Origin of the sequence: Enterobacter sp. RHBSTW-00901 (genome assembly GCF_014103115.1) — a bacterium.
GTDB lineage: Bacteria > Pseudomonadota > Gammaproteobacteria > Enterobacterales > Enterobacteriaceae > Enterobacter > Enterobacter cloacae_P.
Window position 1 is genome coordinate 368,757 of record NZ_JABXPB010000001.1, and the last position, 25,828, is coordinate 394,584.

Consider the following 25,828-nt stretch of genomic DNA (forward strand, 5'->3'; position numbering starts at 1 on the left):
GATGTCGGTCAGCAATCCTTTTTTTGAAATCAGCCTGTTGCCTTATCAGGCTCCGCATTTTGACGAAATCAACGATAGCCATTATCGCCCTGCATTCGATGAAGCCATACGACAGAAGCGTGCAGATATTGCTGCCATCGTTGCACAGACCGCCGCGCCTGACTTCAACAACACGGTGCTGGCGCTGGAAAAAAGCGGTGCCATGCTGTCGCGCGTGAGCAACGTTTTCTTCGGCATGACCTCTGCACACACCAATGATGATTTACAGGTGCTGGACGAACAGTTTTCGACAGAGCTGGCGGGGCTGGCGAACGATATCTGGCTCAACGAAACGCTCTTCACCCGCGTGGAGAGCGTCTGGCAGGATCGCGCGGCGCTGGATGCCGAATCCCGTCGTCTGGTGGAAGAGACGTATCAGCACTTCATTCTGGCGGGCGCACGCCTGAACGATGCCGGGAAAACGGAACTGAAAGCGCTGAATACCGAGTCGGCGTTACTGACCAGTCAGTTTAATCAGCGCCTGCTGGCGGCGGATAAAACGGGTGGTCTGGTGGTGGATTATGCGGACCAGCTTGAGGGGTTGAGCGCAGACGAGATGGCGACCGCCGCGCAGGCTGCCGCAGAGAAAGGGTTGAACGATCGCTGGCTGATACCGCTGCTCAATACCACGCAGCAGCCTGCGCTTGCTGCGCTGACCGATCGGCAAACGCGTGAAAACCTGTTTAACGCGGGATGGGTGCGCACCCAGAAAGGGGATGAAAATGACACCCGTGAGCTGATCCTCCGCCTCGTCGCGCTGCGCGCGCGTCAGGCACACCTGCTGGGTTTTGACGATTACGCCAGCTGGAGTATTGCCGATCAGATGGCGAAAACCCCTGCAGCAGCGCTGGCATTTATGCGCGGTATCGTGCCGGCGGCGCGCGCCCGGGCAGAGCGTGAGCAGGCGGATATCCAGAAAGTGATTGATGACGAGCAGGGCGGTTTCACGGTGCAGGCCTGGGACTGGTCTTTTTACGCCGAGCGCGTGCGCCTGGGGAAATATGCGCTGGATGAATCGCAGATCAGGCCGTACTTTGCCCTCAATACCGTGTTGCATGATGGCGTCTTCTGGGCGGCCAGCCAGCTGTTTGGCATCCGTTTTGTCGAGCGTTTTGATATTCCGGTCTATCACCCGGACGTGCGCGTATGGGAAATCTTTGACCACACCGGTGAAGGCATGGCGCTGTTCTACGGTGATTTCTTCGCCCGGGATTCCAAAGGCGGTGGCGCGTGGATGGGGAATTTTGTCGAGCAATCGTATGAGCGTGCTGCGCGTCCGGTTATCTACAACGTCTGTAACTATCAAAAACCGGCTAACGGACAGACGGCGCTGATCTCCTGGGATGATGTGGTCACGCTATTCCATGAGTTTGGTCATACGCTGCACGGCCTGTTTGCCAGTCAGCGTTACGCCACGCTCTCTGGCACCAATACGCCGCGTGATTTCGTCGAATTCCCGTCGCAAATCAACGAACACTGGGCCAGCCATCCGCAGGTGTTTGCGCATTATGCCCGTCATTATGAAACCGGAGAACCGATGCCGGAAGCGCTGCGGGACAACATGCTCAAGGCGACCCAGTTCAACAAAGGCTATGACATGACGGAACTGCTGAGCGCAGCGCTGCTGGATATGAACTGGCACGGCGTCCGTGATGCGGTGGATGATGTTGAGGCTTTTGAAGCCGCAGCACTGAAAAAAGAGGGGCTGGATCTGCCCGCCGTACCGCCACGCTATCGCAGCAGCTACTTCGCCCATATTTTCGGAGGCGGGTATGCGGCAGGTTATTACGCGTATCTCTGGACGCAGATGCTGGCCGACGATGGCTATCAGTGGTTTGTCGAGCAGGGCGGGTTAACGCGTGAGAACGGGCAGGCATTCCGTGAGGCGATTTTGTCGCGCGGGAACAGCAGTGACCTGGAAACGCTGTACCGCAACTGGCGTGGGCACGATCCTGAGATCGAACCGATGTTGAAGAATCGTGGGTTGAGTTAAAAAAACACCCGGCGGCGCAACGCCACCGGGTGACAATGCTTATACCAGCGCGTTAGGGCATGCTTCGCCTTTCGCCAGCTGCTGCAAATTCCCCAGCGTCGTTTCCGAAATGCTGATCAGCGCTTCGGCCGTCAGGAACGCCTGGTGGCCGGTGAACAGGACGTTATGGCAGGCAGACAGGCGACGGAACACATCGTCCTGGATCACGTCGTTAGACTTATCCTCAAAGAACAGATCGCGTTCGTTTTCATACACGTCCATACCCAGCGCGCCTATCTTCTGAGTTTTCAGCGCTTCAATTGCGGCCTGAGAGTCAATCAACCCGCCACGGCTGGTGTTGATGATCATCACGCCGTCTTTCATCTGGTCAAACGCCGCCTGGTTAAGCAGGTGATAGTTTTCCGGCGTCAGCGGGCAGTGCAGGGAGATAACGTCTGACTGGGATAACAGCGTCGTCAGGTCGACATACTCCACGCCCAGCTCCAGCGCGGCAGCGCTTGGGTACGGATCAAACGCCAGCAGGCGCATACCAAAACCTTTCAGAATGCGAAGTGTCGCGACGCCAATTTTACCAGTACCAATTACACCGGCGGTTTTGCCGTACATGGTGAAACCGGTCAATCCTTCCAGAGAGAAGTTGGCATCACGCGTGCGTTGATAAGCGCGGTGAATACGACGGTTCAGCGACATCATCATCCCGATGGCGTGCTCGGCGACCGCTTCCGGCGAATAAGCCGGTACGCGCACCACCTTCAGACCCAGTTCTTTCGCCGCATCAAGATCCACGTTGTTGAAGCCAGCGCAGCGCAGGGCGATATACTTCACCCCATGTTTTTTCAACTCTTCCAGCACCGGGCGGCTGCCGTCGTCGTTTACAAAGATGCAAACACCATCACAACCGTGCGCCGTTTTGGCTGTTTTTTCAGTCAGCAGAAAGTCGAAAAATTCAAGTTCGAATCCGTAAGCCTCGTTAACATGTTGCAGATACTTTTTGTCGTACTGCTTTGTGCTGTATATCGCGAGTTTCATAAGACTTTCTCCATTAATTTTGCATCCACGTTAGCATGATTAAAATATTCTTACAATTTATAAAATATTATTGAATTCAATAGGTTCTATGAATTATTTTAGAACATCTATACCCATTAACTCTATGATATTCAAACTACACAACTTTCTTCAGCATGAATTTATCCTGGGGGCGTTCTGGGGACATTGCCGTTGGCATTCTGGTGTGTAGCATGTCCACCTGATCCTGTTCATATCACCGATCCACGTCGAGCAAACATCAAATGCTGGCTGAATGATGAGCATAAGAAGCCATCGCCGGAAAATTTACAAAGACTATAATTCGAAGCGAGATAGAAACTTAGAAGCGAAGCGGTGAGGCTTTACACAGACATAGCGTATCCAGTGTCTTGCACGTATTCTCAAATGAAACTACTGTATATAAAAACAGTTATTGAGATGTGCATTATGGAATTCTACAGACCAGCAGATTTACGGGAAATTATTGCTATCCCGCTTTTCAGTGATTTAGTGCAGTGTGGATCCCCCAGTCCGGCTGCCGACTACGTTGAGCAGCGCATTGATCTCAATAAGTTGCTTGTTTCTCATCCCAGCTCGACCTACTTCGTCAAAGCCGCAGGCGATTCAATGATTGAGGCCGGGATCAGTGCTGGTGATCTGCTGGTTGTTGATAGCTCCCGTACTGCTGAGCACGGGGATATCGTCATTGCTGCTGTCGACGGTGAATTCACGGTTAAGCGTCTTCAGCTGCATCCTGTTGTCATGCTCAAACCTGAAAATTCCGCATACAGGCCATTTATTATAGGTAGTGAAGATAATCTGGAAATTTTTGGTGTAGTGACGTACATCGTGAAATCTGCTGTCTGATCATGTTTGCACTGTGTGATGTGAACTCTTTCTACGCCTCATGTGAAACTGTTTTTCGCCCGGATCTGAAGGGTCGTCCAGTCGTCGTTTTGTCAAACAACGATGGTTGCGTCATCTCTCGCTCAGCTGAAGCAAAACCCTTCGTGAAAATGGGTGAGCCGTTCTTTAAACAGAAAGATCTCTTCAGGCAGCATGGGGTGGTGTGCTTCAGTAGCAACTATGAACTCTAGTAAGTTAAGTGGAATGCAACACTTGATTGGACTGTTTGAACTAAACTGCACCTGTTTCTCTGTCAAAAGAGGTCAACATGATGGTCAGAAATCCACTTTTTACTGCCAGTATGCATCTTGTTGAGCAATGGCTCGGGCTACTGACTGATCTGGGTCGGGCTAACGCCACGATCAAAGCTTATCGTGGTGCTCTGACGCATTATCTGCGGTACTGCGAAGCAAATTCAATACATCCACCTTCTGCCCGTTTTGAAGATTTTTCCGCATATCTACGGCCCCAGCTCCCGGGAATGGCACAGCCGGCCGCCAGTGCTACACTGCAGTTGCGCATTTCGGCCATTCGGCTCTGGTACGAGTATCTTTATTACCAGGATCTCTGTGAAACCAGTCCGATACCCCGGGCAATGTTGCCCGGCCCGGTGTTCAGCGGACGCGGACTGGTACCGCGTATCACCCGTCTTCCCTGTATTCCTGATGATCATGACTGGTTTACTCTTCTGCAACAGGCCGCCTCCGCAACGTTACGCGACCGTCTGATGCTGGCACTAGCCTACTATGGCGCATTACGGCGGGCAGAAGTCACGGCGCTTCAGGTTGACGACCTTGACCCGGGCCACCGGTTGATCCGTATCCGTGCCGAAACCACCAAGAATCATCGCGAACGTATGGTGTGTTACAGCCCAACGGTAACCCCTGTGCTTGCCGCACATTTGCACCTGTTACGGCAAAGTGGTTTTTCTGGTGGGGCACTTTTTCGCTCGGTCTCTGACCGGAATCACGGTATGCCGCTGAGCATCTGGAGCTGGAGTAAAACCGTTCGTAAATGGAGAGACCAGGCCGGGCTGGTAGATTTCTCCACCCATACCTTCCGTCATCTACGCCTGACCCATCTGGCGCGGGCTGGCTGGAAACTGCACGAACTCGCCGCCTATGCCGGGCATCGGGATCCCCGGACGACCCAGATTTACCTGCACCTGTCCGGTACCGATCTTGCTGCCCGCATGGCCGGAGCTGTCGCCGAGCTTGACAGAAAAGTTGCCGGACTGGTTTTTTCTGACCAGAGGATTCTCTTATGAAAGCCGAAAACACTACCGGCGTTGTCTGGCAGCCTTTTGAGCTGGAGTCATATCAGCTCAGGGCCGCTTTCTCCGCACAGGAACGTCTTGCCCTGAGCACTCCACAACGACGGGGTAAGTATCTTCAGCAGAAACCTGTGCCGGCATTCCTGCGCCCTCTTTATGACATCGCCACCCGGAGCGGTATAAAGCCCGAGGTCGCCAGGATAACCATTCTGGCGGTACTGCCGAAGCGGCCCGTCAGGATCTGCCTTGCCACCTCTGGGCAGAAGATATATGGGAGAAGTTGTATCAGCGACGACACCTCGGTGGTCCGTTGCTAGCGGCTTTTGCCTTTCACCTGTCACAGGTTCCTCTCCCGTTGCACAGCACCCGGTGCCGGCAGCCTGCGTATTATGCCTGTGCGGTTTTTGGCCGGGATATTTTTCAGCAAGAACTCAGCCGTCTTATGGACGTCCTAGTGGCTCTGGGGTATTCCCTTCGTCATCAGGAAATGTTTCTCTCGGCGGTTCTAGGAATGCTGATGCTGGAAAATGGCGATCCGCGGCTGGAAAGCTTTACCGAAGAGCTCCTCCAGCGGGGCCAACAGTACCGCACTAACGGGATCGCCAGAGCGGTAGGTAAGGTCTCCCATGGGCTGGCAGCCATGGGAATTTTGTCACGCCCATTGCGTATGCGGGGTTATACCAGCTGGAAAGAGAAACGAACTGACGGGATTGCCGCTGAATGGGTCGGATGGTGTCAGCGCTGGCGGGAAACGTCCGTACTACGGCCGCGGACCCGTGAATCGAACTACAGCTTTATTCTGCGTATCGGTTTGTGGCTTGCCAGAGATTGTCCTGATATCCGAGAGCCTGCTGACTGGAGCATCAGTACCTGTGCCAGTTTCATCGCAGCGCTGGGAAGAATGAATGTGGATGAGCTTTCTCTGGAGCCTGAAAAAACAAGACGTGTATCCGCCCGATCTGGACAGCCAATGATGAGCAACTCCCGGGCATCTTTTTTGTATGCCCTGCGGCGTTTTTTTGTTGATTATGAACTCTGGGGATGGGGAAGACTGAAGCTGAGTCCCTACCGCCATCTGGCCACGCCGGACACGCCAGCTTTCAGCCGGGGAGTGAATCCCAGGGTGATTGACGATCCTGTGTGGCTGAAGCTGATCTGGGCCAGCCTGAATTTACGACCTGAGGATATGCTGACCGGGATCCATTATCCGTTTACCATGCACCAGGCGATGGCGGTTATCTGGACTCATGCAGGCTTACGCCAGAACGAAATATTTCGATTGAGCGTAGGCTGTGTCCACGAGCAGACAGATGATATTGTGCATGATGACGGCAGTATTATCCCTGCAGGAACGCTCTGTTATCTGGATGTTCCGGCTGGAAAAACATCAAGGGCATTTGTCAAACCAGTCGCCAGTGTCGTGAAAAAGTATGTAGATTTGTGGTTACAGGAACGCCCTACAGAACAGGCTCCTTTGACGGATGAGCGAACTGCTGAAAGGGTCAATTATTTATTTCAGTACAGAGGAAAACTGATAGGAAGCTCAATCCTGAATAACACGATCATCCCGGTACTCTGTGCCCGGTCCGGAGTACCTCTCGATGACAGCCGGGGGCGGATTACCAGTCATAGGGGAAGAGCATCAGCCGTCACCGCGCTGGCCAGTGTGCCACAGGGGATGACTCTGCATGAGTTGATGGAATGGTCCGGACATAGCTGCCCACGCTCAACCCTGCACTACATTCGCATTCGCCCAACACGGCTGGCGGCTTCTTTTGTGAAAGCGGACAAAATTTCTCATATGATCAGCGTGCTGATCGATCATGACAGTCAGGCACTAACGTCATCAGGGCCCGCCCTATACTATGATTTAGGCGATTTGTATTGCACCAATCCATTTTGGAGCAGTTGCCCGCACAGAATGGCCTGTATTGGCTGTGATTTTAGCTTGCCAAAAAGCAGCTCTCGGGCTCAGGCTCTTGAAAGTAAGGCATCCATACATCGGTATCTTGAGGAAGTTCCGCTCACGCCAGATGAGAAAGCCATTGCTGAAGGTGATATTGATAAGCTGTAAGCGTAAAGCCAGCACCGTATGTAGCCATTAAGCCAGTGCTGGTAACTTAGACGCCCACCTGTTACAGACGGACATCTAAGTATGGAATCCCAATCCTGGCGAAAAGAACCCCGTAAAAATTATCCCAATGACTTCAAGCTTCGTATGGTCGAACTGGCCTCCCGCCCCGGTGCCTGCGTTGCTCAGATTGCCCGTGAAAACGGCGTCAATGATAACGTCATCTTCAAATGGCTTCGGCTCTGGCAGGATGAAGGCCGCATATCACGTCGCCTCCCGGCAACGGTCGAAGCTTCACCATCACCGATGATGCTGCCTGTCGAAGTGATACCTAACCCAGCGCCAACAGGTGAGACGAACACAGCTCCGGATCAGCTCTCAACGTTGAATGCCACCTCCTGTTGTGTTGAGTTCCGTCACAGCAAAATGACGCTTGAGAACCCGTCACCAGAGTTGCTTGCCGTGCTGCTTCGTGAGCTGACCGGGAGAAGCCAGTGATATCCCTTCCGTCAGGCACCCGTATCTGGCTGGTTGCCGGGGTCACCGATATGCGAAAATCGTTCAATGGTCTGGGCGAGTTAGTACAGCATGCCCTTGAGGAAAACCCCTTCTCCGGTCACCTGTTTATCTTCCGTGGCCGCAAAGGCGATACCGTGAAGATCCTCTGGGCTGATGCTGACGGCCTGTGCCTGTTTACCAAACGGCTGGAAGAAGGCCAGTTCATCTGGCCTGCTGTACGCGATGGCAAAATCGCCATCACCCGCTCACAACTCGCCATGCTCCTCGATAAGCTGGACTGGCGTCAGCCAAAAACAGCCCGCCTTAACTCACTGACAATGTTGTAAAAAGAGCATGACCGCATTATAAATGGGGTCATGAGTCAGGACTATCTCGCCCGTATCGCCGCGCTGGAAGACGCGCTTCGCCAGAAAGACAGTCAGCTCAGCCTCGTTGCAGAGACTGAGTCGTTCCTGCGTTCGGCGCTGGCGCGCGCCGAAGAGAAAATCGAGAACGAAGAACGCGAAATAGAGCATCTGCGCGCACAGATAGAAAAACTGCGGCGGATGCTGTTCGGTACCCGCTCCGAAAAACTTCGCCGACAGGTTGAAGATGCAGAAGCCCTGCTGAAACAGCAGGAACAGCAAAGCGATCTCTACAACGGACGGGAAGACGATCCGCAGGTTCCGCGTCAGCTTCGCCAGTCTCGTCACCGCCGACCTCTCCCTGAACATCTTCCTCGCGAGATCCATCGTCTGGAGCCAGCAGAAACCTGCTGTCCGGGTTGCGGTAGTGATATGGCCTGGCTCAGTGAAGTCAGCGCGGAACAGCTGGAGCTGGTATCCAGCGCCCTGAAAGTGATCCGCACGGTCAGGGTGAAAAAGGCCTGCACCCGATGCGACTGTATCGTTGAAGCCTCAGCACCATCACGCCCCATCGATCGGGGTATCGCCGGGCCGGGTCTGCTGGCCCGCGTGTTAACGGCCAAATACTGCGAACACCTGCCGCTCTATCGCCAGTGCGAAATCTTTGCCCGCCAGGGCGTGGATCTGAGCCGGGCTCTGCTCTCCAACTGGGTGGATACGTGTTGCCGGTTGATGGCACCGCTGGATGAAGCCCTTTATCGCTACGTGATGGACTGCCGCAAACTGCATACGGATGACACCCCGGTGCCGGTGCTGGCACCGGGCAGAAAGAAGACGAAAACCGGGCGCATCTGGACGTATGTGCGTGATGATCGGAACGCTGGATCGTCAGACCCGCCAGCGGCGTGGTTCGCCTTCTCCCCGGACCGACAGGGGAAACATCCTCAGCAACATCTTCGCCATTATCATGGTGTGCTGCAGGCGGATGCCTTCGCAGGCTACGATCGGTTGTTCAGCGCAGAGCGTGATGGTGGTCCGTTAACAGAAGCCGCATGTTGGGCCCACGCGCGCCGCAAAATCCACGACGTCTATATAAGTACTCAGACGGCCACAGCAGAAGAAGCCCTGAAACGTATCGGCGAGCTGTACGCGGTGGAAGAGGAAATACGCGGCCTCCCGACAGCAAAGCGACTGGCAGCCAGGCAATCCCAAAGCAAGCCACTGCTGGCATCCCTGCATGACTGGTTGGTGGAAAAAAGCGCAACGCTGTCGAAAAAATCCCGGCTGGGTGAGGCGTTCGCATATGCCCTGAACCAGTGGGATGCGCTGTGCTACTACTGTGATGATGGCCTGGCAGAAGCTGATAACAACGCCGCTGAGCGGGCATTACGTGCAGTATGTCTGGGAAAGAAAAACTATATCTTCTTCGGCAGCGATCATGGCGGCGAGCGCGGAGCCCTGCTGTATGGTCTCATCGGAACATGCAGGCTCAATGGTATCGATCCGGAAGCCTACCTTCGTCATATCCTGAGCGTACTGCCGGAGTGGCCCAGCAACAAAGTGGCGGAACTGCTGCCATGGAACGTAGATCTCACCAATAAATAATCGTCAATACGGCGCTCACTTAACGCTTACGATAAGCTGACAGCATTCATAAAAAAAATGGCTAGTCAGCCACCACCTCAAAAAGACTAAACCTTACGGGCTCTCTACGTTAACAAAGTGTAGTGGTTTACTGAATTTGGCCACCTGAACAGAGGTGATATGCTCACCTCAGAACAAAACAGGTGTCCCAATGAAAAAAAGAAATTTCAGCGCAGAGTTTAAACGTGAATCCGCTCAACTGGTCCTTGACCAGAACTACACCGTTGCAGCTGCGGCCAGTGCTATGGATGTTGGTCTTTCTACCATGACACGATGGGTAAAGCAGTTGCGGGATGAACGACAGGGTAAAATGCCAAAAGCCTCTCCCATAACCCCGGAACAGATCGAAATACGCGAACTGAAGAAAAAGCTACAACGCATTGAAATGGAAAACGACATATTAAAAAAGCTACCGCGCTCTTGATGTCAGACTCCCTGAACAGTTCTCGTTAATCGGGTACCCGACAGAGCAGACGAACAGGCCAGCAACAGGTGTTGTCACGGATAAAGGCGTACCTCAGTCGGACAGCTTTGCGAAGTACGCCGCGGCTCTTTTTAATATGTCCCGTTCGTCAGTAACCCGCTTCAGCTCCTTCTGGATCCGGCGGATCTCGACCTGAGCATCTGACTGTTCTTTATTAGTGGATGAGTCCGGACCGTACTTCTTTATCCAGGCGTAAAGGCTGTGGGTGGTGATATCGAGATGTGTTGCAACGCTGGAAACAGAATGACCGCGATCAACAACCGGTTTGACTGTAAGGCTCTGTTTATCTCCTGATGCTAGCGCGACCAAAAACCGCAGACCGAACCTATATCCTATACTTAAGTTAAATCCCAGCAGCTGTTAAATCCCTGATGATTTACGCCCATCCCGAGAGAATGTTTCTGAACTGATTTCGCAACTGCTCCTGCGCGCAAACGTTGCATCAGAGCAATGCTATGAAAATGAACCCCAGAGCGTGGTTTAGCCGCTCCCGTATTACGATGAATACTGCCGAAAATGTTACGTTTTCAGCGAACGATCCTGCGGCTGAAAGCAATCCGCGGTCAGAACTCTTTTCGACCGCCCAGATGGAACGCTTCGGTCAGAAGCTGGCGCGGACCCATAAATTATCGCCGGATAAACTTCCTTATTACTTACTGAAAAGACTCAGTGATAATGAGGCCGTCATCACCCAAAACTGCTATGAGCTTAACGCGGGTAAAAAGACCAGTATCATGCCCGCAGGGGAGTGGTTGCTGGACAATTATTATCTGATTGAGGAACAAATCCGCACTGTCCGTCAGCACTTGCCGAAAAGCTTTGGTAAAGGTCTCCCGTCGCTGATGTCACCGCTGAATTGCCCACGAATTTACCATATTGCATCAGAGGCCATTGCTCACGGTGATGGCCGCTGGGATGCTGCCAGCCTGACCAGCTATCTCACAGCCTATCAACAGGTGACACCCCTGACATTAGGTGAAGTCTGGGCGTTACCGGGAATGATGCGCCTGGCGCTGATTGAAAATCTTCGTCGTATCAGCATGGAAGTCATAAAAGCGCAGCAGGACAGAAATCTGGCTGATACGTGGATAACAAAGATTTTCGAATGTGCAGAGAGTGCATCTGGTGATTTAATCATGGTGGTTGCCGATATGGCGCGCTCCCGACCTCCGTTAACCAGTGCGTTTGTTGCAGAACTGGTGCGCCGCCTGCAGGGGCATGGCAACGCATTGTCGTTACCTCTGACCTGGGTTGATCAGTGTCTACGGGAACAGGGGATCACCACCGAAGTTCTCATACATAGCTTCAATCAACAGCTTGCCGCAAGCCAGCTATCCGTCAGTAACAGCATCATGGGTCTGCGATTACTGAGTGAAACGGACTGGGCTGATTTTGCCGAAACAATAAGTGTTGTCGAACAGGTATTACGCAATGATCCTGTTGGTATCTATCCTCGGATGCACTTCAATACCCGGGATCATTACCGGCATGTTGTTGAGATTCTGGCCAGGGACAGTGGTCTCAGCGAGCCTGAGGTTGCTGACAGGGTGCTGGCGCTTTCAGAGAAAAATGCTCCCGACACACCGGAATACCATGTTGGTTATTATCTCGCGGGCGAAGGTCGACAGGAGCTGGAAACTCATCTGTTGGCAGACACATCAAGGCTGATACGCCTGAGGCACAGTTTCAACAGAATAACTCTGTTGTCATGGCTTGGAAGCCTGGCGTTGTTGACCACCGCAACGACCGCGGCAATATTGCACGAAACAGCCATGCAGGGCGCGGACTGGCTGTTGATCGCGGTGATATTGCCTCTGATTATCGCTTTAACTCAGTTAATGAGTGATCTACTCAGTGACGCAACTACCCGTTTTCGCGTTCCTCGCCCCTTGCCGGGGATGGATTTTTCAACCGGCATTCCCGCTGACAGCGCCACTATGTTAGTCATCCCCTGTATGCTGACCAGCCATGTAAGTTTCAGCCAGCTCCTCACCAGTCTTGAAGTCTGCTGGCTGGGGAATGAAAATGAAAATCTCAGGTTCGCGCTGCTCACTGATTTCGCTGATTCTGAAAATGAACCCTCGCCGGAAAGTAACATGCTGCTCAGACAGGCGATCGCCGATACACAGGCGCTGAATCGCCGCTACCCCTCCAGCCGCCCGCGTTTTTATTTGCTACACCGCCAGCCTGAATGGAATCCCGCAGAAGGAACGTGGATGGGCTATGAACGCAAGCGGGGAAAACTGGCGTTACTGAACAGCTGGTTGCGCTATCCGGGGAGACAATTCGTCAGCGTTGCAGACATGCCTGCCCACCTTTTACCGGGTCACATTAAATACGTCATCACCCTGGACAGTGATACGGTGCTGCCGCGCGATACGGCACACAAACTCGTCGCGACGATGGCTCATCCACTGAATACACCAGAGTATGATCCGATACGCCAGAGGGTTGTCAAAGGATTCGGCATTCTGCAACCCGGTCTCGCGGAAGAGATACCACGCAACGGTCAGGGGCGTTATGCAGCCCTGCGCAGCAGCATACCGGGCAATAATCCCTATTCGATGATGTCTTCGGATATCTATCAGGATCTCTTTGGGGAAGGATCGTTCGTGGGTAAAGGGATTTATGATGTTGATATTTTTATGCAGGCCACTGCCAACACCTGCCCGGAAAATCTGGTTCTCAGCCATGATCTTCTCGAAGGATGCTATGCACGTTCGGGGCTGCTGAGTGAAGTGTTACTCTACGAACAGTACCCTAATAATTATCTGTCGGATGTAGCACGCCGTTCACGCTGGATCCGGGGCGACTGGCAACTGCTTAACTGGCTGAAACCACGCGTCAGAAAAGCTGATGGAACGCGGAGTAAGAATCCGCTGACCGCGCTTTCTTACTGGAAATTACTTGATAATCTGCGACGCAGTCTGGTTGCCCCCTCTTTACTGATACTGCTATTCTACACCCTGCTTGGGGTACCCAATCCGGCTTACTGGCTGGGCGTACTGTCGCTGATATGGCTGTTGCCAGCTATCCTCTGCATTGCCCATGATCTTCTGCATAAACCTCTGCGTCGACGCCTGAAGCCGCATCTGTTACTGGTGGGGGCGGGCGCGCTGAAGCGTCTGTCAGGTATCGGCCTTAATTTTGCGATACTGCCACACGAAGCAGGATATTCGCTGAAGGCGATTGCTGTGACGCTATGGCGACTGGGGGTCAGCAGGCATCACCTCAGCCAGTGGGTCAGCCACAGCCAGGACAGTAATCAGGCCATACCCACTGTTGCGCGTTTTTATCAGGTGATGTGGCTGAATGTTGCAGGTGGCGTGGCGCTGACACTATTGACCGGACAATTTGCACCACAACTGCTGGGGATTGCGTTGCCGATCGGTTTGTTATGGTGTCTGGCACCTCTGCTGATGAGCTGGCTGAGTCGCCAGCCCGTGCGTAAGGTGTTTTCGCCAAATCAGGAACAGAAACAGCTGTTACGCCAGACAAGCCGCGAAATCTGGGCATTTTTTGAAACCTTTGCCACAGAAAAAGAAAACTGGCTTCCGCCAGATAACTACCAGGAAATACCGCAACCAACGGTGGCCCATCGTACTTCCCCTACCAATATTGGCCTTTCCCTTATGGCAAACCTGACTGCCTGGGACTTTGGCTGTAAGCGTGCAGCGAGAACCGTATTGACGGGGATGTGTTATTCAGTTGGCAGTGCTACGCGCCAGGGGAGTAGTTCGCTGACCCGGTTTATCGGCCAGTCCGCTATGACGTTAAGGACGTGACGGAGGTAGCTTTCTGGCTCCACTCCGTTCAGTTTGCATGTCCCGATCAGGCTGTACAGCAGCGCTCCCCGCTCTCCTCCATGATCCGAACCGAAGAACAGGTAGTTTTTGCGGCCCAGGCTGACCATCCGTAGCGCATTCTCAGCTATGTTGTTATCTGCCTCGGCCCAGCCGTCGTCAGTATAGTAAGCCAGCGCCGGCCACTGGTTCAGTACGTACGTGAACGCTTTCGCCAGTTCTGAGTGTCGCGACAGCGTTTTCACCTTTTCACGCAGCCAGCTTTCCAGGGATTTCAGCCGCGGTTTAGCTTTTTGCTGACGTTCTGCAAGGCGTCGCTTCGCCGGCATTCCCCTTATCTCCGCTTCAACGGCATACAGCTCGCCGATACGCTTCAGGGCTTCATCCGTCAGCGCCGACGGTGTGCGGACGTGCACATCGTGGATTTTACGGCGGGCGTGAGCCCAGCAGGCGGCTTCCGTTATCTGGCCATCGCGGTACAGCTCGTTGAACCCGGCGTACGCATCGGCCTGCAGCACACCACTGAACCCTGCAAGATGGGTCTGAGGGTGGATGCCTTTTCTGTCCGGGCTGTAAGCGAACCACACCGCCGGCGCGACTGCTGATCCAGCGTTGCGGTCATCACGAACATACGTCCACAACCGCCCGGTCTTCGTCTTCTTATTGCCCGGCAGCAGCACCTGGACCGGGGTGTCATCGGCATGGAGTTTACCGTCGGTCAGGACATAGCCCTGAAGCGCCTCTTCCAGCGGTGACAGCAGCCGGCAGCATGCATCCACCCAGCCCGACAGCAGTGAGCGGCTCAGCTCCACACCCTGGCGGCTGTATATTTCTGACTGCCGGTACAGCGGGGTATGTTCTGCATACTTTGAACTCAGCACGCGGGCCAGCAGCCCCGGTCCGGCGATACCCCGCTCGATGGGACGTGAAGGCGCGGGGGCCTGCACGATGGCATCGCACTGAGTACAGGCATGCTTTTCACGTACTGTCCGGATAACCCGGAAGGCGCTGCGCATCAGCTCCAGCTGTTCGGCGGCATCTTCACCCAGGTAACTCAGCGCACCACCACATTCCGGGCAGCATGACGCTGCCGGCAGCAGCCGTTTTTCGTCACGGGGAAGTGATTCAGGGAACGGTTTGCGGGTACGGGTCTGCCGCAGCGGGCGCTGCACGGCCGGGTCATCCACCCGGCCGGTAAGGGTATCGCTTTCTTTCTGCAACTGCTTAAGGTCGGCTTCCATCTGCGCGATACGGCGGGAGACTTTTTCGGAGCGGCTGCCGAAGTTCATCCGGCGCAGCTTATCCAGTTGCGCCTGCAGGTGATCTATTTCGCGTTCACGCTCGTTCAGCTTTTCCAGAAGGGCACGGTTCAGCGCCTCCTGTTCGGCAAGGAGACGTTTCAGTTCATCGATATCGTCAGGAAGTAAGCTGTTCATACCGGGTATATTACCAGGCTCATTCAGCGTCGACCAGGATAAAGAGGCCTACAACATAGTCAGTGACGTAAGCAGTCTTTTAGGCTGCCGCCAGTCGATACCTTCAAGGAGCATCGCCAGCTGTGCCGGTGTGAGGAACACTTTGCCATCCCGGGCTGACGGCCAGGCGAAGCGGCCGCGCTCCAGCCGTTTGGTCAGCAGACACAGTCCATCGCCGGTAGACCAGAGGAGCTTTACCTGACTGCCATTACGCCCACGGAAGATAAAAACGTGACCTGACATCGGATCGTCTTTCAGCGTCGTCTGCACCTTTGCCGCCAGGCCGTTGAAGCCGTTTCTCATATCGGTGATGCCAGCGACCAGCCAGATCTTTGTCCCTGATGGTAATGGGATCAACGTTTGAGCTCCCGTATCAGCAGGTTCAGGATATTTTCGCTGATGGCACCATTCAGACGGAGTGATCCGTGCCGGAACGTCACTTCACAGCTGATATTGAGTGATTCAGGTGCCGCAGCAGCTACAGGTTGTGACCGGGGGGAGGTTGCAGGGACAACATCTTCGGTATCAAGTGTTATCGGGAGCAGCTCAGGCACGTTGTTTTCTGTTGTTGAAGGAGGACGTAGTTTTCCTTCGCGCCAGTACTGGCGCCACTTGAACAGCAAATTATCGTTGATCCCATGCTCACGAGCGAGTTGCGCTACGGAGATCTCTGGTCGATGCGAGAGTTCAACCATTTTGATTTTGAACTCAACGGGATAATTAGGGCTTTTTTTACGCACTGCGGTTAATGATTTCATGGATAGCGTCCACCATATTTGGTGTCCACTATCCTCTCAGGAATATCAGGATCTGCCAGACGGTGCTGAGACGACGCTTACCTTTGGCTACCTTCCCGGCGGAGAGGTGCTCCGGCGTGTATCACTCACGCTCGACACGATGGATAAAATGGAACACTACCGGGGCCATCTCTTCAACTGGTATGACACCCTTACGCTGTCCCCCCTAAGTCCACGTTATGTCTCCAGCGTCGACAGTGGCAATATGGCGGGGCATTTGTTGACCCTGCGTGAAGGGCTGTTTGCTATGCGTTATCAGCCTGTTTTAAACATGCATCAAGTACTGGCCGGACTGAATGATACGCTGGAGATTCTGGAAAAACATTGGGGTCAGTCCCCCCCTGACAGCCTGCGATTGCTGCGTAAACACTGCCTGAGCGCAGTATCGCTCTCTCCGCAGGCGTTTTTCAGCGAACTGAAAAACATGCGCACCCAATGCAACCATCTGACCATGCAATGTCATCAGGGATCTCCCCTTCAGTTGCGCTGGGCAGGGCATCTTGAGCATCAACTGGTACAGCTTTGCGATGAGTGGTCGCTGCTGCTTGGCTGGTTACCTGCATCCTGGAACGAACAGACGCTGCCGACTCTAAGCGAGCTTGCCCGTGCGACATTTACCTGTAAAGGAACACCTCCGGCGTCCGCGACGGAGCAGGCCCGGATGCGACTCAATATTATCACTGAGCTTGAACAGCGGCTGGATGAACACGCCCGGATGGATTTCGCTTTTCTGTACAACGAAGCAACCAGCCTGCTCAGTGTCGGTTATAACTGTGACACAAATACGCCTGACAAGAGCCATTATGATCTCCTGCCATCTGAAATCCGCCTGACCAGTTTTCTCGCCATTGCGACTAATCAGCTACCTCTTAAAAGCTGGTACGCGCTGGGGCGACTGTTTACCACTATTGATAATGAAACTGCCCTTATGTCATGGAGCGGGTCTATGTTTGAATACCTGATGCCGAATCTGGTAATGCCTATCAGGCCCGGAAGTCTGCTCGATGAAATGAGTCAGTCGGCGGTTATGCGGCAGATTCACTGGGGAAAAGAACGTGGGGTTCCATGGGGAGTTTCAGAGTCTGGATATCATGCTTTTGATGTTCAGCATAATTATCAGTATCAGGCTTTTGGCGTGCCGGGCCTCGGTCTGCGCAGGGGGCTTGCCGATGACATGGTTGTCGCCCCTTACGCCACCGTGCTGGCTCTGATGGTCTCCCCACAGAAGGCCTGTGAGAACCTGTTCAGGCTGCAAAAAAATGGCGCACATGGCGAATACGGTTTTTATGAAGCACTGGACTATACCCCCTCACGGCTTGCAACCGGTCAGCTCTATGCGGTGGTACAGTCCTGGATGGCGCATCACCAGGGGATGGCATTTCAGGCACTGGCTCATGTGCTGCTTGACGCCCCCATGACTGAACGATTCATGTCCAGTACAGTCTTCCGGTCAGCGAGCCTGCTGTTACAGGAGCGTGTGCCGGATGCAGTCGATCTGTACAGTCCGCGTCGTCATTTTGAATCTCATGAAGGCAGGGTCAAACCCGTTCGCTATGAACCCAGAATTTTCTATGGCGTGGACACACCAGCCCCGGATATTCAACTACTGTCCAACAGCCATTATCATCTTATGTTGACCGCTGGCGGTGGCGGTTACAGTCGCTGGAATAATATTGCTCTTACGCGCTGGCGCAGTGATACCACCCGCGATAACTGGGGAGCATTCTGCTATATCCGCGATTTGCAGACGGGCGACGTGTGGAGCAATACCTGGCAGCCGACAGGCAACACCAGCGATCACAACGAGGAAATAATATTCACCGATGCGAGCGCTGAATTCAGACGTACCTTCGGGGGACTCAGCGTCAAAACGCAGATTGTCATCTCACCGGAGGATGACATTGAGCTGCGACGTCTCACACTGATTCATCGTGGGCGCCAGCCCCGCTCTCTGGAACTGACAACTTATGCCGAAGTGGTACTGGCACCCGATGCCAGTGATCTGGCACACCCGGCTTTTAGTAATTTGTTTATTCAGACTGAACTGGATCCTGAGCGTGACGCTATTCTTTGCCACCGGCGCCCGCGCTCCCCGGATGAACCGGGCCCTTGCCTGTTTCACATGATGGTGGTCCATGGCGATAACCGCCATAACGCCTCTTTTGAAACGGACAGGGCAAAATTTCTTGGTCGTGGCAGAAATCCTGTTGATGCCATGGCAATAGAGGCTGGAGGGGCGCTCAGCAACACGTCGGGGTCAGTGCTGGATCCGATACTGGCAATACGCCATACCATCATTCTGCAGCCGGGGCAGCCGGTCACGATTGATATCATTTATGGCATCGGCGAGACCCGCCAGCAGAGCCTGGCGTTGCTGGAAAAATATCGTGATTATCCTATCGCTGATCGCATTTTTGAACTGGCCTGGTCTCATAGTCTGGTGGTATTACGCCAGATGAACGCCAGTGAAGATGATGCAACTTTGTTTAATCGTCTCGCCAGCGCTGTGTTTTACCCTGTTCGGGAGCTGCGCGCCGAAGGCCAGGTGATCAGCCGCAACCGGCGTGGTCAGTCTGGTCTGTGGGGGTGGGCAATTTCAGGTGATCTGCCGATAGTGCTGCTCAGTATTACCAGCGAGGAAAGCATCCCTCCCGTTACCACACTGATTCAGGCACACCGTTACTGGAGACAGAAAGGGCTGGATGTTGATTTGGTTATCCTGAATAACAGCCCCGGCGGCTACCAGCAGGGGTTACAAAATCAGATTATGGAGTTAATTTATGCCGGGTCTGAAGCCAGTCTGCTGGACAAAAGGGGCGGGCTTTTTGTCCGTAATGGCGAGCATCTCTCCACTGAGGATAAGTTGCTTTTGATGAGCGTGGCCTGTCTTTATCTTGATGAGCGCGCAGGGGGCATTAATGATCAGCTTAACCAGCGTATTCATACCCTGAAATCGCCGGCCAGAGCCTTCATTCCGCGAGCGGTGCGCGAGCGTAATCAACATACGGACTGGAGCCCCGATATCAGTCAGTTATACCATTTCAATGGGTACGGTGGATTTTCTCAGGATGGTCGGGAGTATCAGATTGTCCTGCGGGAAAATGCACAGACACCGGCTCCCTGGTCAAACGTACTTGCAAATTCCCGTTTTGGCAGTGTGATTTCCGAGGCTGGACAGGCCTACTCCTGGTATGAGAATGCACATGAATACCGGTTGACACCGTGGGAGAACGATCCGGTGAGCGATCGCAGCGGCGAGGTGTTTTATCTGCGCGATGAAGAGAGCGGTGAGTGCTGGTCACCGACGGCTTTGCCTGTTCGCGGACGCGGTGATTACCTGACCCGCCATGGTTTTGGTTACAGCGTTTTTGCCCATTGTGAAAGTGGTATAGACAGCGAGTTGACGGTCCTGGTTGCCGAAGAGGATCCGGTTAAACTGGTGCTCCTGACGCTCAGTAACTCTTCGGGACGGACACGTAAACTTTCCGTAACTGGCTATGTGGAGTGGACGCTCGGAGAATCCCGAACTCGCTCAGCCCCTCACATTGTGACACATGCGGCCAGAACGCCTGGCGGCTGCGGGGTGCTGGCGAACAACTTTTATGGTGACAACGGTGGTGGCCGGACTGCATTTTTTGCCGTCAGTGGTAATAACTGTTCGCTGACGGGGGACCGCCGGGAGTTTATTGGCCGTAATGGTTCCCTTCACGCCCCGTCGGCCATGAAACTGCAAAAGCTTTCTGGTAAGACGGGTGCCGGTCTGGATCCCTGCGGGGCTGTACAATCGGCGGTTACATTAATTGATGGTGATCAGAGGACGTTTATTTTTATCCTCGGCGCAGAGGAGAATGATGTTTGTGTTCAGGAGACACTGGCCCGTTACATGAACGAGGATACGGTCCGTCAGGAGCTGAACCGGATTCATAATCACTGGCACAAGGTGCTCGATAAAATTGTGGTTAATACCCCCGACACGTCCGTAAATTTACTGGTTAATGGCTGGCTGTTGTATCAGACAGTAGCCTGTCGTCTTATGGCCCGGAGTGGCTACTATCAGTCTGGCGGTGCATTTGGTTTTCGCGATCAGCTGCAGGATACGCTGGCACTGAGCCATGCTGCTCCGAACCGGATGCGTGAACAGATAATACTCTGTGCATCACGGCAGTTTATCGAGGGGGATGTGCAGCACTGGTGGCACCCGCCACACGGCAACGGTGTGCGTACCCGCTGTTCCGATGACTATCTTTGGCTGCCGCTTGCCGTTTGCCACTATGTTGAAACGACGGGGGATATGGATGCACTGGAAATACGCATTCCTTATCTGGAGGGACGCTCGCTTCAGCCTGGTGAAGAGTCTGTCTATGACACGCCGGTCATCAGCGGCACCGAAGAGACACTCTGGTTACACTGCGTCAAAGCTATTCACTATGGACTGCGCTTCGGGGAGCATGGCCTGCCGCTGATGGGGGCTGGTGACTGGAATGACGGGATGAACCGGGTGGGTATCGAAGGCAAAGGTGAAAGCGTCTGGCTGGGCTTCTTCCTGTACGACATTTTGCAGCGGTTTGCAGCGCTGGCGGAGCGCAGGCTGGATGAAAGCGTCGCCGCGATGTGCCATTCACAGGCTTTGCGCCTGCAAAGCAATCTCGAAGCCCACGCCTGGGATGGGGAATGGTACCGGCGCGGGTATTTTGACGATGGTACTCCCCTGGGATCGAAAACCTCACAGGACTGCCGGATTGATGCGATTGCGCAAAGCTGGTCAGTATTGTCCGGGGCCGCGAGTGCGGAGCGGTGTGAAAAGGCCATGCAGGCGCTGGATAAGCACCTTGTGGATAACGAAGGGGGACTGATTAAACTGTTAACGCCTCCTTTCGATGGACACTGTCCAAATCCGGGTTACATACAGGGGTACCTGCCCGGCGTGCGGGAAAACGGAGGGCAGTATACTCATGGCGCCATCTGGGCCGTGATGGCATTTGCCCGGATGGGGAATGCCGAACGTGCCTGGCAACTCTGGTCAATGCTCAACCCTATAAATCATACTCTGAATGTGGACTCGGTCGGGATTTATAAAGCTGAGCCTTATGTCATGAGTGCTGATGTCTACAGCGTCGCTCCCCATACCGGACGTGCAGGATGGAGTTGGTATACAGGTTCCGCAGGCTGGGCCTGGCGTTTACTTACCGAGGAATTACTGGGAATAAAACGTTCCGGTACTGACTTTACTGTTCATGCCCGGTTACCGGATGAGTGGCCGTCTTTTTCTATTGCTTATCAGTATGGCGAAAGCCATTATCAGATTAGTGTCACACGCGGCGATGCAGAATATCGCGTGACACTGGATGGTGTTCTCCTCCCTGATGACAGAATACCGCTGAAGGATGATGGACAAAACCATACGGTTGAGATCATTCAGAAATGACACTGATCCCGGAGGCGCATTAACGTCTCCCGTTAATGCGCTGATTATCCCTGAGAACATCAATCGCAGTCTGCATAGCGATTTTATCATCCCGCTTTTTTTGTTTGCCCTGCATGACCTGAAGGTATTCCAGCAAGGTTCGGGTATTAATCGGTCGGCCCTGTTTACCGACAGCCAGCACGGCCTCACCCAGGATAATTTTCACTGGCGGAAGCTGTGCCGGATACCAGTCAAGGGTATCTTCTGATTTCATCATAAATTTCTCACGGAAGGGTATTGTATCATAAATCAGACGTTCATTTTTCAATATCTCTTGTTCTGATTCAGTCATAAATCAACATAACTTAACCCGGTTATTTTTATAGTAAAGCGTATAATAACTACTGTATTCTTCAGAGGATTTTATTTATGTCTTATACAAAAGGACTCAGGCACTTTAAAGAAAGACCGGTTCATGTTGCCTGCCCGGTATGCGCACACAGAGCCGATCAGAAAGCAGGTAAACTAAGAAAAGATGCGGTTCTTGAGTGCCCTGCCTGCGGACTGTTGTTCAGACCTTCAGAATGCTGGTGTATCGGCGGCTGATCAGCTTCTGCCACTTAACGTAAATGATGTCGGGAAATGACAACATTTCTCCTGTGCTGCGGTTGTCGAGGGTATGATAATGAAATTTAAAAAATCTGTTTTTATTGAAGGGCATATCCTGTCGAACAGCTGTCACGGGCAGGCCGGTCAACCTTTCTGTATTCACCGGGTCAGGTTTAGTAATGGTAAATATGCGATTATTCGGGTGGCATCCGGGATATGTTTCAAACCTGGCGATATTATTAAACGAAACGATTGCGAGTGGTTTTATAAACGTACTACAATTCGCCTTCTTTCTTTTGAGTACCTTGAGGATGATGAATCAAGAAGACAGTTTTTTGAATATCAATGATAAATTCATGGGTTTATAACGGCATAACTTTGCTGGTTTACAATTCATTCCTGACTCTCCAAATCGTTTACCAGTAATTGAAAAATATTCTTTCTGAATTTAGACGGATTTAAACTGTCCAAAAAAAGTGTATTGCTAAAGACGAATTTTCTCATTATTTTCCTTTTGCGTTATAATCTTCATTAGCATTTGGGAAATTTATGCCACAGCCTTTTACTCACAATTTACTCCATCCCCGCTACTGGCTTACATGGTCTGGTCCTGCCGTGGCTTCTCGTTCAACTTCCTTACCCGGTTGCTGAGAATGGTAGTTATTTGGTCTGCTTCATGTGGATTACGATATAACTGAAGACCATGGCTCATCAACTGAACCAATTTGCATTTGGATGTCCATTTTTCTCTCATTGTGGCTACTAAAAACGTTAATAATTTTTGTAGATTTTCTATTCCACATAAACGCGGATATGTCCAACCGGGTGATGACGACGCTTGAGGAAATGAGCCCGCAGGTGGAAATCTACAGCATTGATGAGGCCTTCAGTGACCTGACCGGAGTGCGCAATTGCCGGGATCTGACGGAGTTTGGCAAAGAGATCCGCGCGACGGTTTTGAAGCGTACGCATCTTACTGTCGGTGTCGGGATAGCACAGACAAAGACGCTGGCTAAACTGGCCAACCAGGCAGCAAAGAAGTGGCAGCGACAGACTGGTGGAGTCGTGGACCTTTCGAGCATCGACCGTCAGCGTCGGCTACTGGCTTTAATCCCGGTAGAAGATGTTTGGGGCGTCGGGAGGCGTATCAGCAAGAAGCTCAACGCGATGGGTATTAAAACCGCTCTCGATCTCTCAGAACAGAGTACGTGGATTATCCGGAAACACTTCAATGTGGTGCTTGAGCGTACCGTACGGGAACTGCGAGGCGAGCCATGTCTCAATCTGGAAGAGTTTGCACCTGCGAAGCAGGAGATAGTCTGTTCACGTTCTTTCGGTAGCCGTATCACCGACTATGAAGAAATGCGGCAGGCCATCTGCAGCTACGCTGCGCGGGCGGCATGGAAACTGCGTGGTGAGCATCAATATTGCCGTTTCATCTCGGCGTTTGTTAAAACGTCGCCGTTTGCATTGAATGAACCGTACTATGGCAACAGTTCATCGGTAAAATTACTCACCCCAACGCAAGATAGTCGCGATATCATCAATGCAGCCACAAAATGCCTGGACGCTATCTGGAAGGAGGGTCACCGGTACCAGAAAGCCGGTGTCATGCTGGGTGACTTCTTCAGCCAGGGTGTGGCTCAGCTTAACCTCTTCGATGAGAATGCCCCGCGCGCGGGAAGTGACAAATTAATGGAGGTACTGGATCATCTTAATTCTAAGGATGGGCGAAGTATCCTGTACTTTGCCGGGCAGGGCATACAGCAACAATGGCAGATGAAGCGTGAAATGCTCTCACCGCGTTACACCACAAGATACTCTGATCTTCTTAGTGTGCGATGAGTGTTATAGGGGGGCTGTTCAGTGCCAAATATAGTCATTCACACCCTGAGAGTTACACTTTTAAGTGATTCAGGGTATGCGCTTATTGGTTACGAATATTGTGCCAGAATCATGTGATTTGATGATTGCCGCTTTGCTTTCGAGCCAGTAAGTGCTCCACGTTCGCTAACGAATACTCAGGGCATGCAGAAAAACTGCTGACTATATTTCTTTCGAAGAGCGTGGAATGCATACCAATCCCCGATAAAAAGGAGTTGGTGATGACTGCGAAAGATCAATTTGCTGCTCATGTTGGTCTGGATTGGGCGGATAAAAAACACGATGTCTGCGTTCAGTTTAAAAACGGTGATCGCATATTCCATGTGATTGAACATACGCCTGAGGCACTTGATATCTGGCTCAATGAGTTACACCAGAGGGCGAAAGGCAGGATTGCTATTGCCGTTGAGCTGAAGAAAGGCCCGGTGGTGTATGCACTCCAGAAGTACTCATTTGTCACTGTTTTTCCAGTACACGCGTTGTCACTGGCCCGCTACCGACAGGCTTTCTGGCCCAGCGGTGCGAAGGATGATCCGCAGGATGCTGAGCTGGCATTAGACCTGATGCTACGTTATCCCCACAAGATAAAAGCCATTGAAGTCGACAATCCGGATATCCGATTACTCCAGCAATTAGTTGAGCAGCGCCGACTGCTGGTCGAAGACAAGCGTCGCTTTGTTAATCGGCTCATCAATACGCTTAAGCAGTATTACCCTCAGCCCCTGGAATGGTTCTCCCATCGGGACAGCTCCCTGTTCTGCGAGCTAATCATTCGCTGGCCGAGTCTGCAACAACTCAAACGGGCTCGCAGCGATACTGTCCGTCATTTTATGAATGCTAAAGGTGGTCCTGCTGTTGCATATACCGAACAGCGGGTTGCAAGTATTGCCAGCGCTATTCCCCTGACCACAGATAAAACTGTCATCGAGGCAAATGCATTGATGGCAACAGCACTTGCATCCCAAATCAAACTGACAGGCGACCTAATCAGAACCTACGATGAACGTATTGAATCCTTATTTGATACGCTTCCGGATGCAGAACTGTTCAAATCACTTCCTGGAATGGGACCGTGTATGGGCCCACGGATGCTTGCAGCACTGGGTGATAACTGCGACCGCTTCAACAGCGCCGAAGAAATTCAAAACTACGCTGGCATCGCACCAGTAACCGAACGAAGTGGTCAAAAATCCTGGGTACACTGGCGTTGGCAGTGCGCGAAGTTCATCCGGCAGACATTCGTGGAATGGACTGCGAAGACGGTTAACTCATCGTACTGGGCCAGACTTTATTACCAGAGCCAGCGAGAAAAAGGGAAATCTCATCAGTCAGCGATCCGGGCTCTGGCATTTAAATGGATAAGGATCATTTACCGCTGCTGGAAGACCAGAACCCGGTACGACGAAGCGAAATATTTGCTGGCACTGGAAGCGCGAAAGTCGCCCTTACTGAAGCCATAAAAAGCTTGTCGAATGTCTCAGGGCGTGAAGCGGACGGTGATACCGTCCGCTCGGTTTTGATGACAGGAGGTGGATCAATAGAACTCTGACTGTT

Annotated in this window: 17 protein-coding genes and 6 pseudogenes; 17 read left to right on the plus strand and 6 right to left on the minus strand. The window is 52.8% G+C overall.

Annotated elements, in window-relative coordinates; genetic code table 11:
* The first annotated feature begins 1 nt into the window (after position 1).
* Positions 2 to 2,032, plus strand: a complete 2,031-nt coding sequence (gene dcp / locus HV318_RS01950) for a peptidyl-dipeptidase Dcp (RefSeq protein WP_182271311.1) — start codon at positions 2 to 4, stop codon at positions 2,030 to 2,032.
* A gap of 39 nt (positions 2,033 to 2,071) precedes the next feature.
* Here dcp and HV318_RS01955 read toward each other — a convergent pair whose 3' ends face one another.
* Complete coding sequence (locus HV318_RS01955) at positions 2,072 to 3,061, minus strand: 2-hydroxyacid dehydrogenase (protein ID WP_182271312.1); 990 nt, start codon at positions 3,059 to 3,061, stop codon at positions 2,072 to 2,074.
* A 447-nt stretch (positions 3,062 to 3,508) separates the two neighbouring features.
* Between HV318_RS01955 and HV318_RS01960 the strand changes: the two genes are divergently transcribed.
* The 9 genes and pseudogenes from HV318_RS01960 to HV318_RS01995 all read left to right on the plus strand — a co-directional run.
* Complete coding sequence (locus tag HV318_RS01960) at positions 3,509 to 3,928, plus strand: translesion error-prone DNA polymerase V autoproteolytic subunit (protein WP_182274505.1); 420 nt, start codon at positions 3,509 to 3,511, stop codon at positions 3,926 to 3,928.
* Positions 3,929 to 3,930: 2 nt separating this feature from the next.
* Positions 3,931 to 4,155: pseudogene (locus HV318_RS01965) on the plus strand (Y-family DNA polymerase); the annotation flags it as partial.
* Positions 4,156 to 4,235: 80 nt separating this feature from the next.
* The gene (locus tag HV318_RS01970; RefSeq protein WP_249421780.1) at positions 4,236 to 5,234 is read left to right on the plus strand and encodes a tyrosine-type recombinase/integrase; all 999 of its coding nucleotides are present in this window, start codon (positions 4,236 to 4,238) and stop codon (positions 5,232 to 5,234) included.
* Positions 5,231 to 5,557, plus strand: a complete 327-nt coding sequence (locus HV318_RS24140) for a hypothetical protein (protein ID WP_249421781.1) — start codon at positions 5,231 to 5,233, stop codon at positions 5,555 to 5,557. The genes HV318_RS01970 and HV318_RS24140 overlap by 4 nt, the downstream gene beginning before the upstream one ends.
* A gap of 170 nt (positions 5,558 to 5,727) precedes the next feature.
* Positions 5,728 to 7,314 (plus strand): tyrosine-type recombinase/integrase, encoded by a 1,587-nt coding sequence (locus HV318_RS01975; RefSeq protein ID WP_249421782.1) that lies wholly within the window; start codon positions 5,728 to 5,730, stop codon positions 7,312 to 7,314.
* 81 nt (positions 7,315 to 7,395) lie between these two features.
* The gene (gene tnpA / locus HV318_RS01980) at positions 7,396 to 7,809 is read left to right on the plus strand and encodes an IS66-like element accessory protein TnpA (protein WP_182271313.1); all 414 of its coding nucleotides are present in this window, start codon (positions 7,396 to 7,398) and stop codon (positions 7,807 to 7,809) included.
* Positions 7,806 to 8,156, plus strand: a complete 351-nt coding sequence (gene tnpB / locus HV318_RS01985) for an IS66 family insertion sequence element accessory protein TnpB (RefSeq protein WP_135699773.1) — start codon at positions 7,806 to 7,808, stop codon at positions 8,154 to 8,156. The genes tnpA (HV318_RS01980) and tnpB (HV318_RS01985) overlap by 4 nt, the downstream gene beginning before the upstream one ends.
* Before the next feature lie 30 nt (positions 8,157 to 8,186).
* On the plus strand, positions 8,187 to 9,779 hold the full coding sequence (gene tnpC, locus HV318_RS01990; protein WP_182271314.1) for an IS66 family transposase: 1,593 nt from the start codon (positions 8,187 to 8,189) through the stop codon (positions 9,777 to 9,779).
* Between the two features lie 190 nt (positions 9,780 to 9,969).
* A pseudogene (locus HV318_RS01995) lies at positions 9,970 to 10,276 on the plus strand (transposase); the annotation flags it as partial.
* On the opposite strand, the pseudogene HV318_RS02000 reads toward HV318_RS01995, so the two are convergent.
* Positions 10,271 to 10,611 (minus strand): annotated as a pseudogene (locus HV318_RS02000) (transposase); the annotation flags it as partial. The pseudogenes HV318_RS01995 and HV318_RS02000 sit on opposite strands and share 6 nt — an antisense overlap.
* 146 nt (positions 10,612 to 10,757) lie before the next feature.
* On the opposite strand from HV318_RS02000, the pseudogene HV318_RS02005 reads away from it, so the two are divergent.
* Positions 10,758 to 13,964 (plus strand): annotated as a pseudogene (locus tag HV318_RS02005) (protein kinase family protein); the annotation flags it as partial.
* A gap of 38 nt (positions 13,965 to 14,002) precedes the next feature.
* Here HV318_RS02005 and tnpC (HV318_RS02010) read toward each other — a convergent pair.
* From tnpC (HV318_RS02010) to tnpA (HV318_RS02020), 3 genes are read right to left on the minus strand one after another with little or no spacing between them, the layout of a single operon-like run.
* Positions 14,003 to 15,541 (minus strand): IS66 family transposase, encoded by a 1,539-nt coding sequence (gene tnpC / locus HV318_RS02010; protein WP_008786790.1) that lies wholly within the window; start codon positions 15,539 to 15,541, stop codon positions 14,003 to 14,005.
* Positions 15,542 to 15,589: 48 nt separating this feature from the next.
* A complete protein-coding gene (gene tnpB, locus HV318_RS02015) occupies positions 15,590 to 15,937 on the minus strand; it encodes an IS66 family insertion sequence element accessory protein TnpB (RefSeq protein ID WP_000612626.1) in 348 nt (115 codons plus the stop codon).
* Entirely contained in the window at positions 15,934 to 16,338 is a 405-nt protein-coding gene (gene tnpA / locus HV318_RS02020; RefSeq protein ID WP_000839182.1) for an IS66-like element accessory protein TnpA, read from the minus strand. Before tnpA (HV318_RS02020) ends, tnpB (HV318_RS02015) begins: the two co-directional genes overlap by 4 nt.
* Positions 16,339 to 16,408: 70 nt before the next feature.
* Here tnpA (HV318_RS02020) and HV318_RS02025 point away from each other — a divergent pair.
* Positions 16,409 to 21,802: pseudogene (locus tag HV318_RS02025) on the plus strand (GH36-type glycosyl hydrolase domain-containing protein); the annotation flags it as partial.
* 19 nt (positions 21,803 to 21,821) lie between these two features.
* Here the strand turns inward: HV318_RS02025 and HV318_RS02030 are convergent.
* Entirely contained in the window at positions 21,822 to 22,055 is a 234-nt protein-coding gene (locus HV318_RS02030; RefSeq protein WP_182274507.1) for a YnaE/YdfK family cold shock protein, read from the minus strand.
* Between the two features lie 155 nt (positions 22,056 to 22,210).
* Between HV318_RS02030 and HV318_RS24440 the strand changes: the two genes are divergently transcribed.
* From HV318_RS24440 to HV318_RS02045, 5 genes and pseudogenes are all read left to right on the plus strand, one after another.
* A complete protein-coding gene (locus HV318_RS24440) occupies positions 22,211 to 22,387 on the plus strand; it encodes a YnfU family zinc-binding protein (RefSeq protein ID WP_220471149.1) in 177 nt (58 codons plus the stop codon).
* Positions 22,388 to 22,466: 79 nt separating this feature from the next.
* Complete coding sequence (locus tag HV318_RS02035; RefSeq protein WP_182271315.1) at positions 22,467 to 22,739, plus strand: hypothetical protein; 273 nt, start codon at positions 22,467 to 22,469, stop codon at positions 22,737 to 22,739.
* A 200-nt stretch (positions 22,740 to 22,939) separates the two neighbouring features.
* Positions 22,940 to 23,036: pseudogene (locus HV318_RS24445) on the plus strand (kdo(2)-lipid IV(A) palmitoleoyltransferase); the annotation flags it as partial.
* Positions 23,037 to 23,125: 89 nt separating this feature from the next.
* A complete protein-coding gene (locus HV318_RS02040; protein ID WP_275943674.1) occupies positions 23,126 to 24,235 on the plus strand; it encodes a translesion error-prone DNA polymerase V subunit UmuC in 1,110 nt (369 codons plus the stop codon).
* 260 nt (positions 24,236 to 24,495) lie between these two features.
* On the plus strand, positions 24,496 to 25,734 hold the full coding sequence (locus HV318_RS02045) for an IS110 family RNA-guided transposase (RefSeq protein ID WP_182271316.1): 1,239 nt from the start codon (positions 24,496 to 24,498) through the stop codon (positions 25,732 to 25,734).
* Positions 25,735 to 25,828 lie beyond the last annotated feature (94 nt).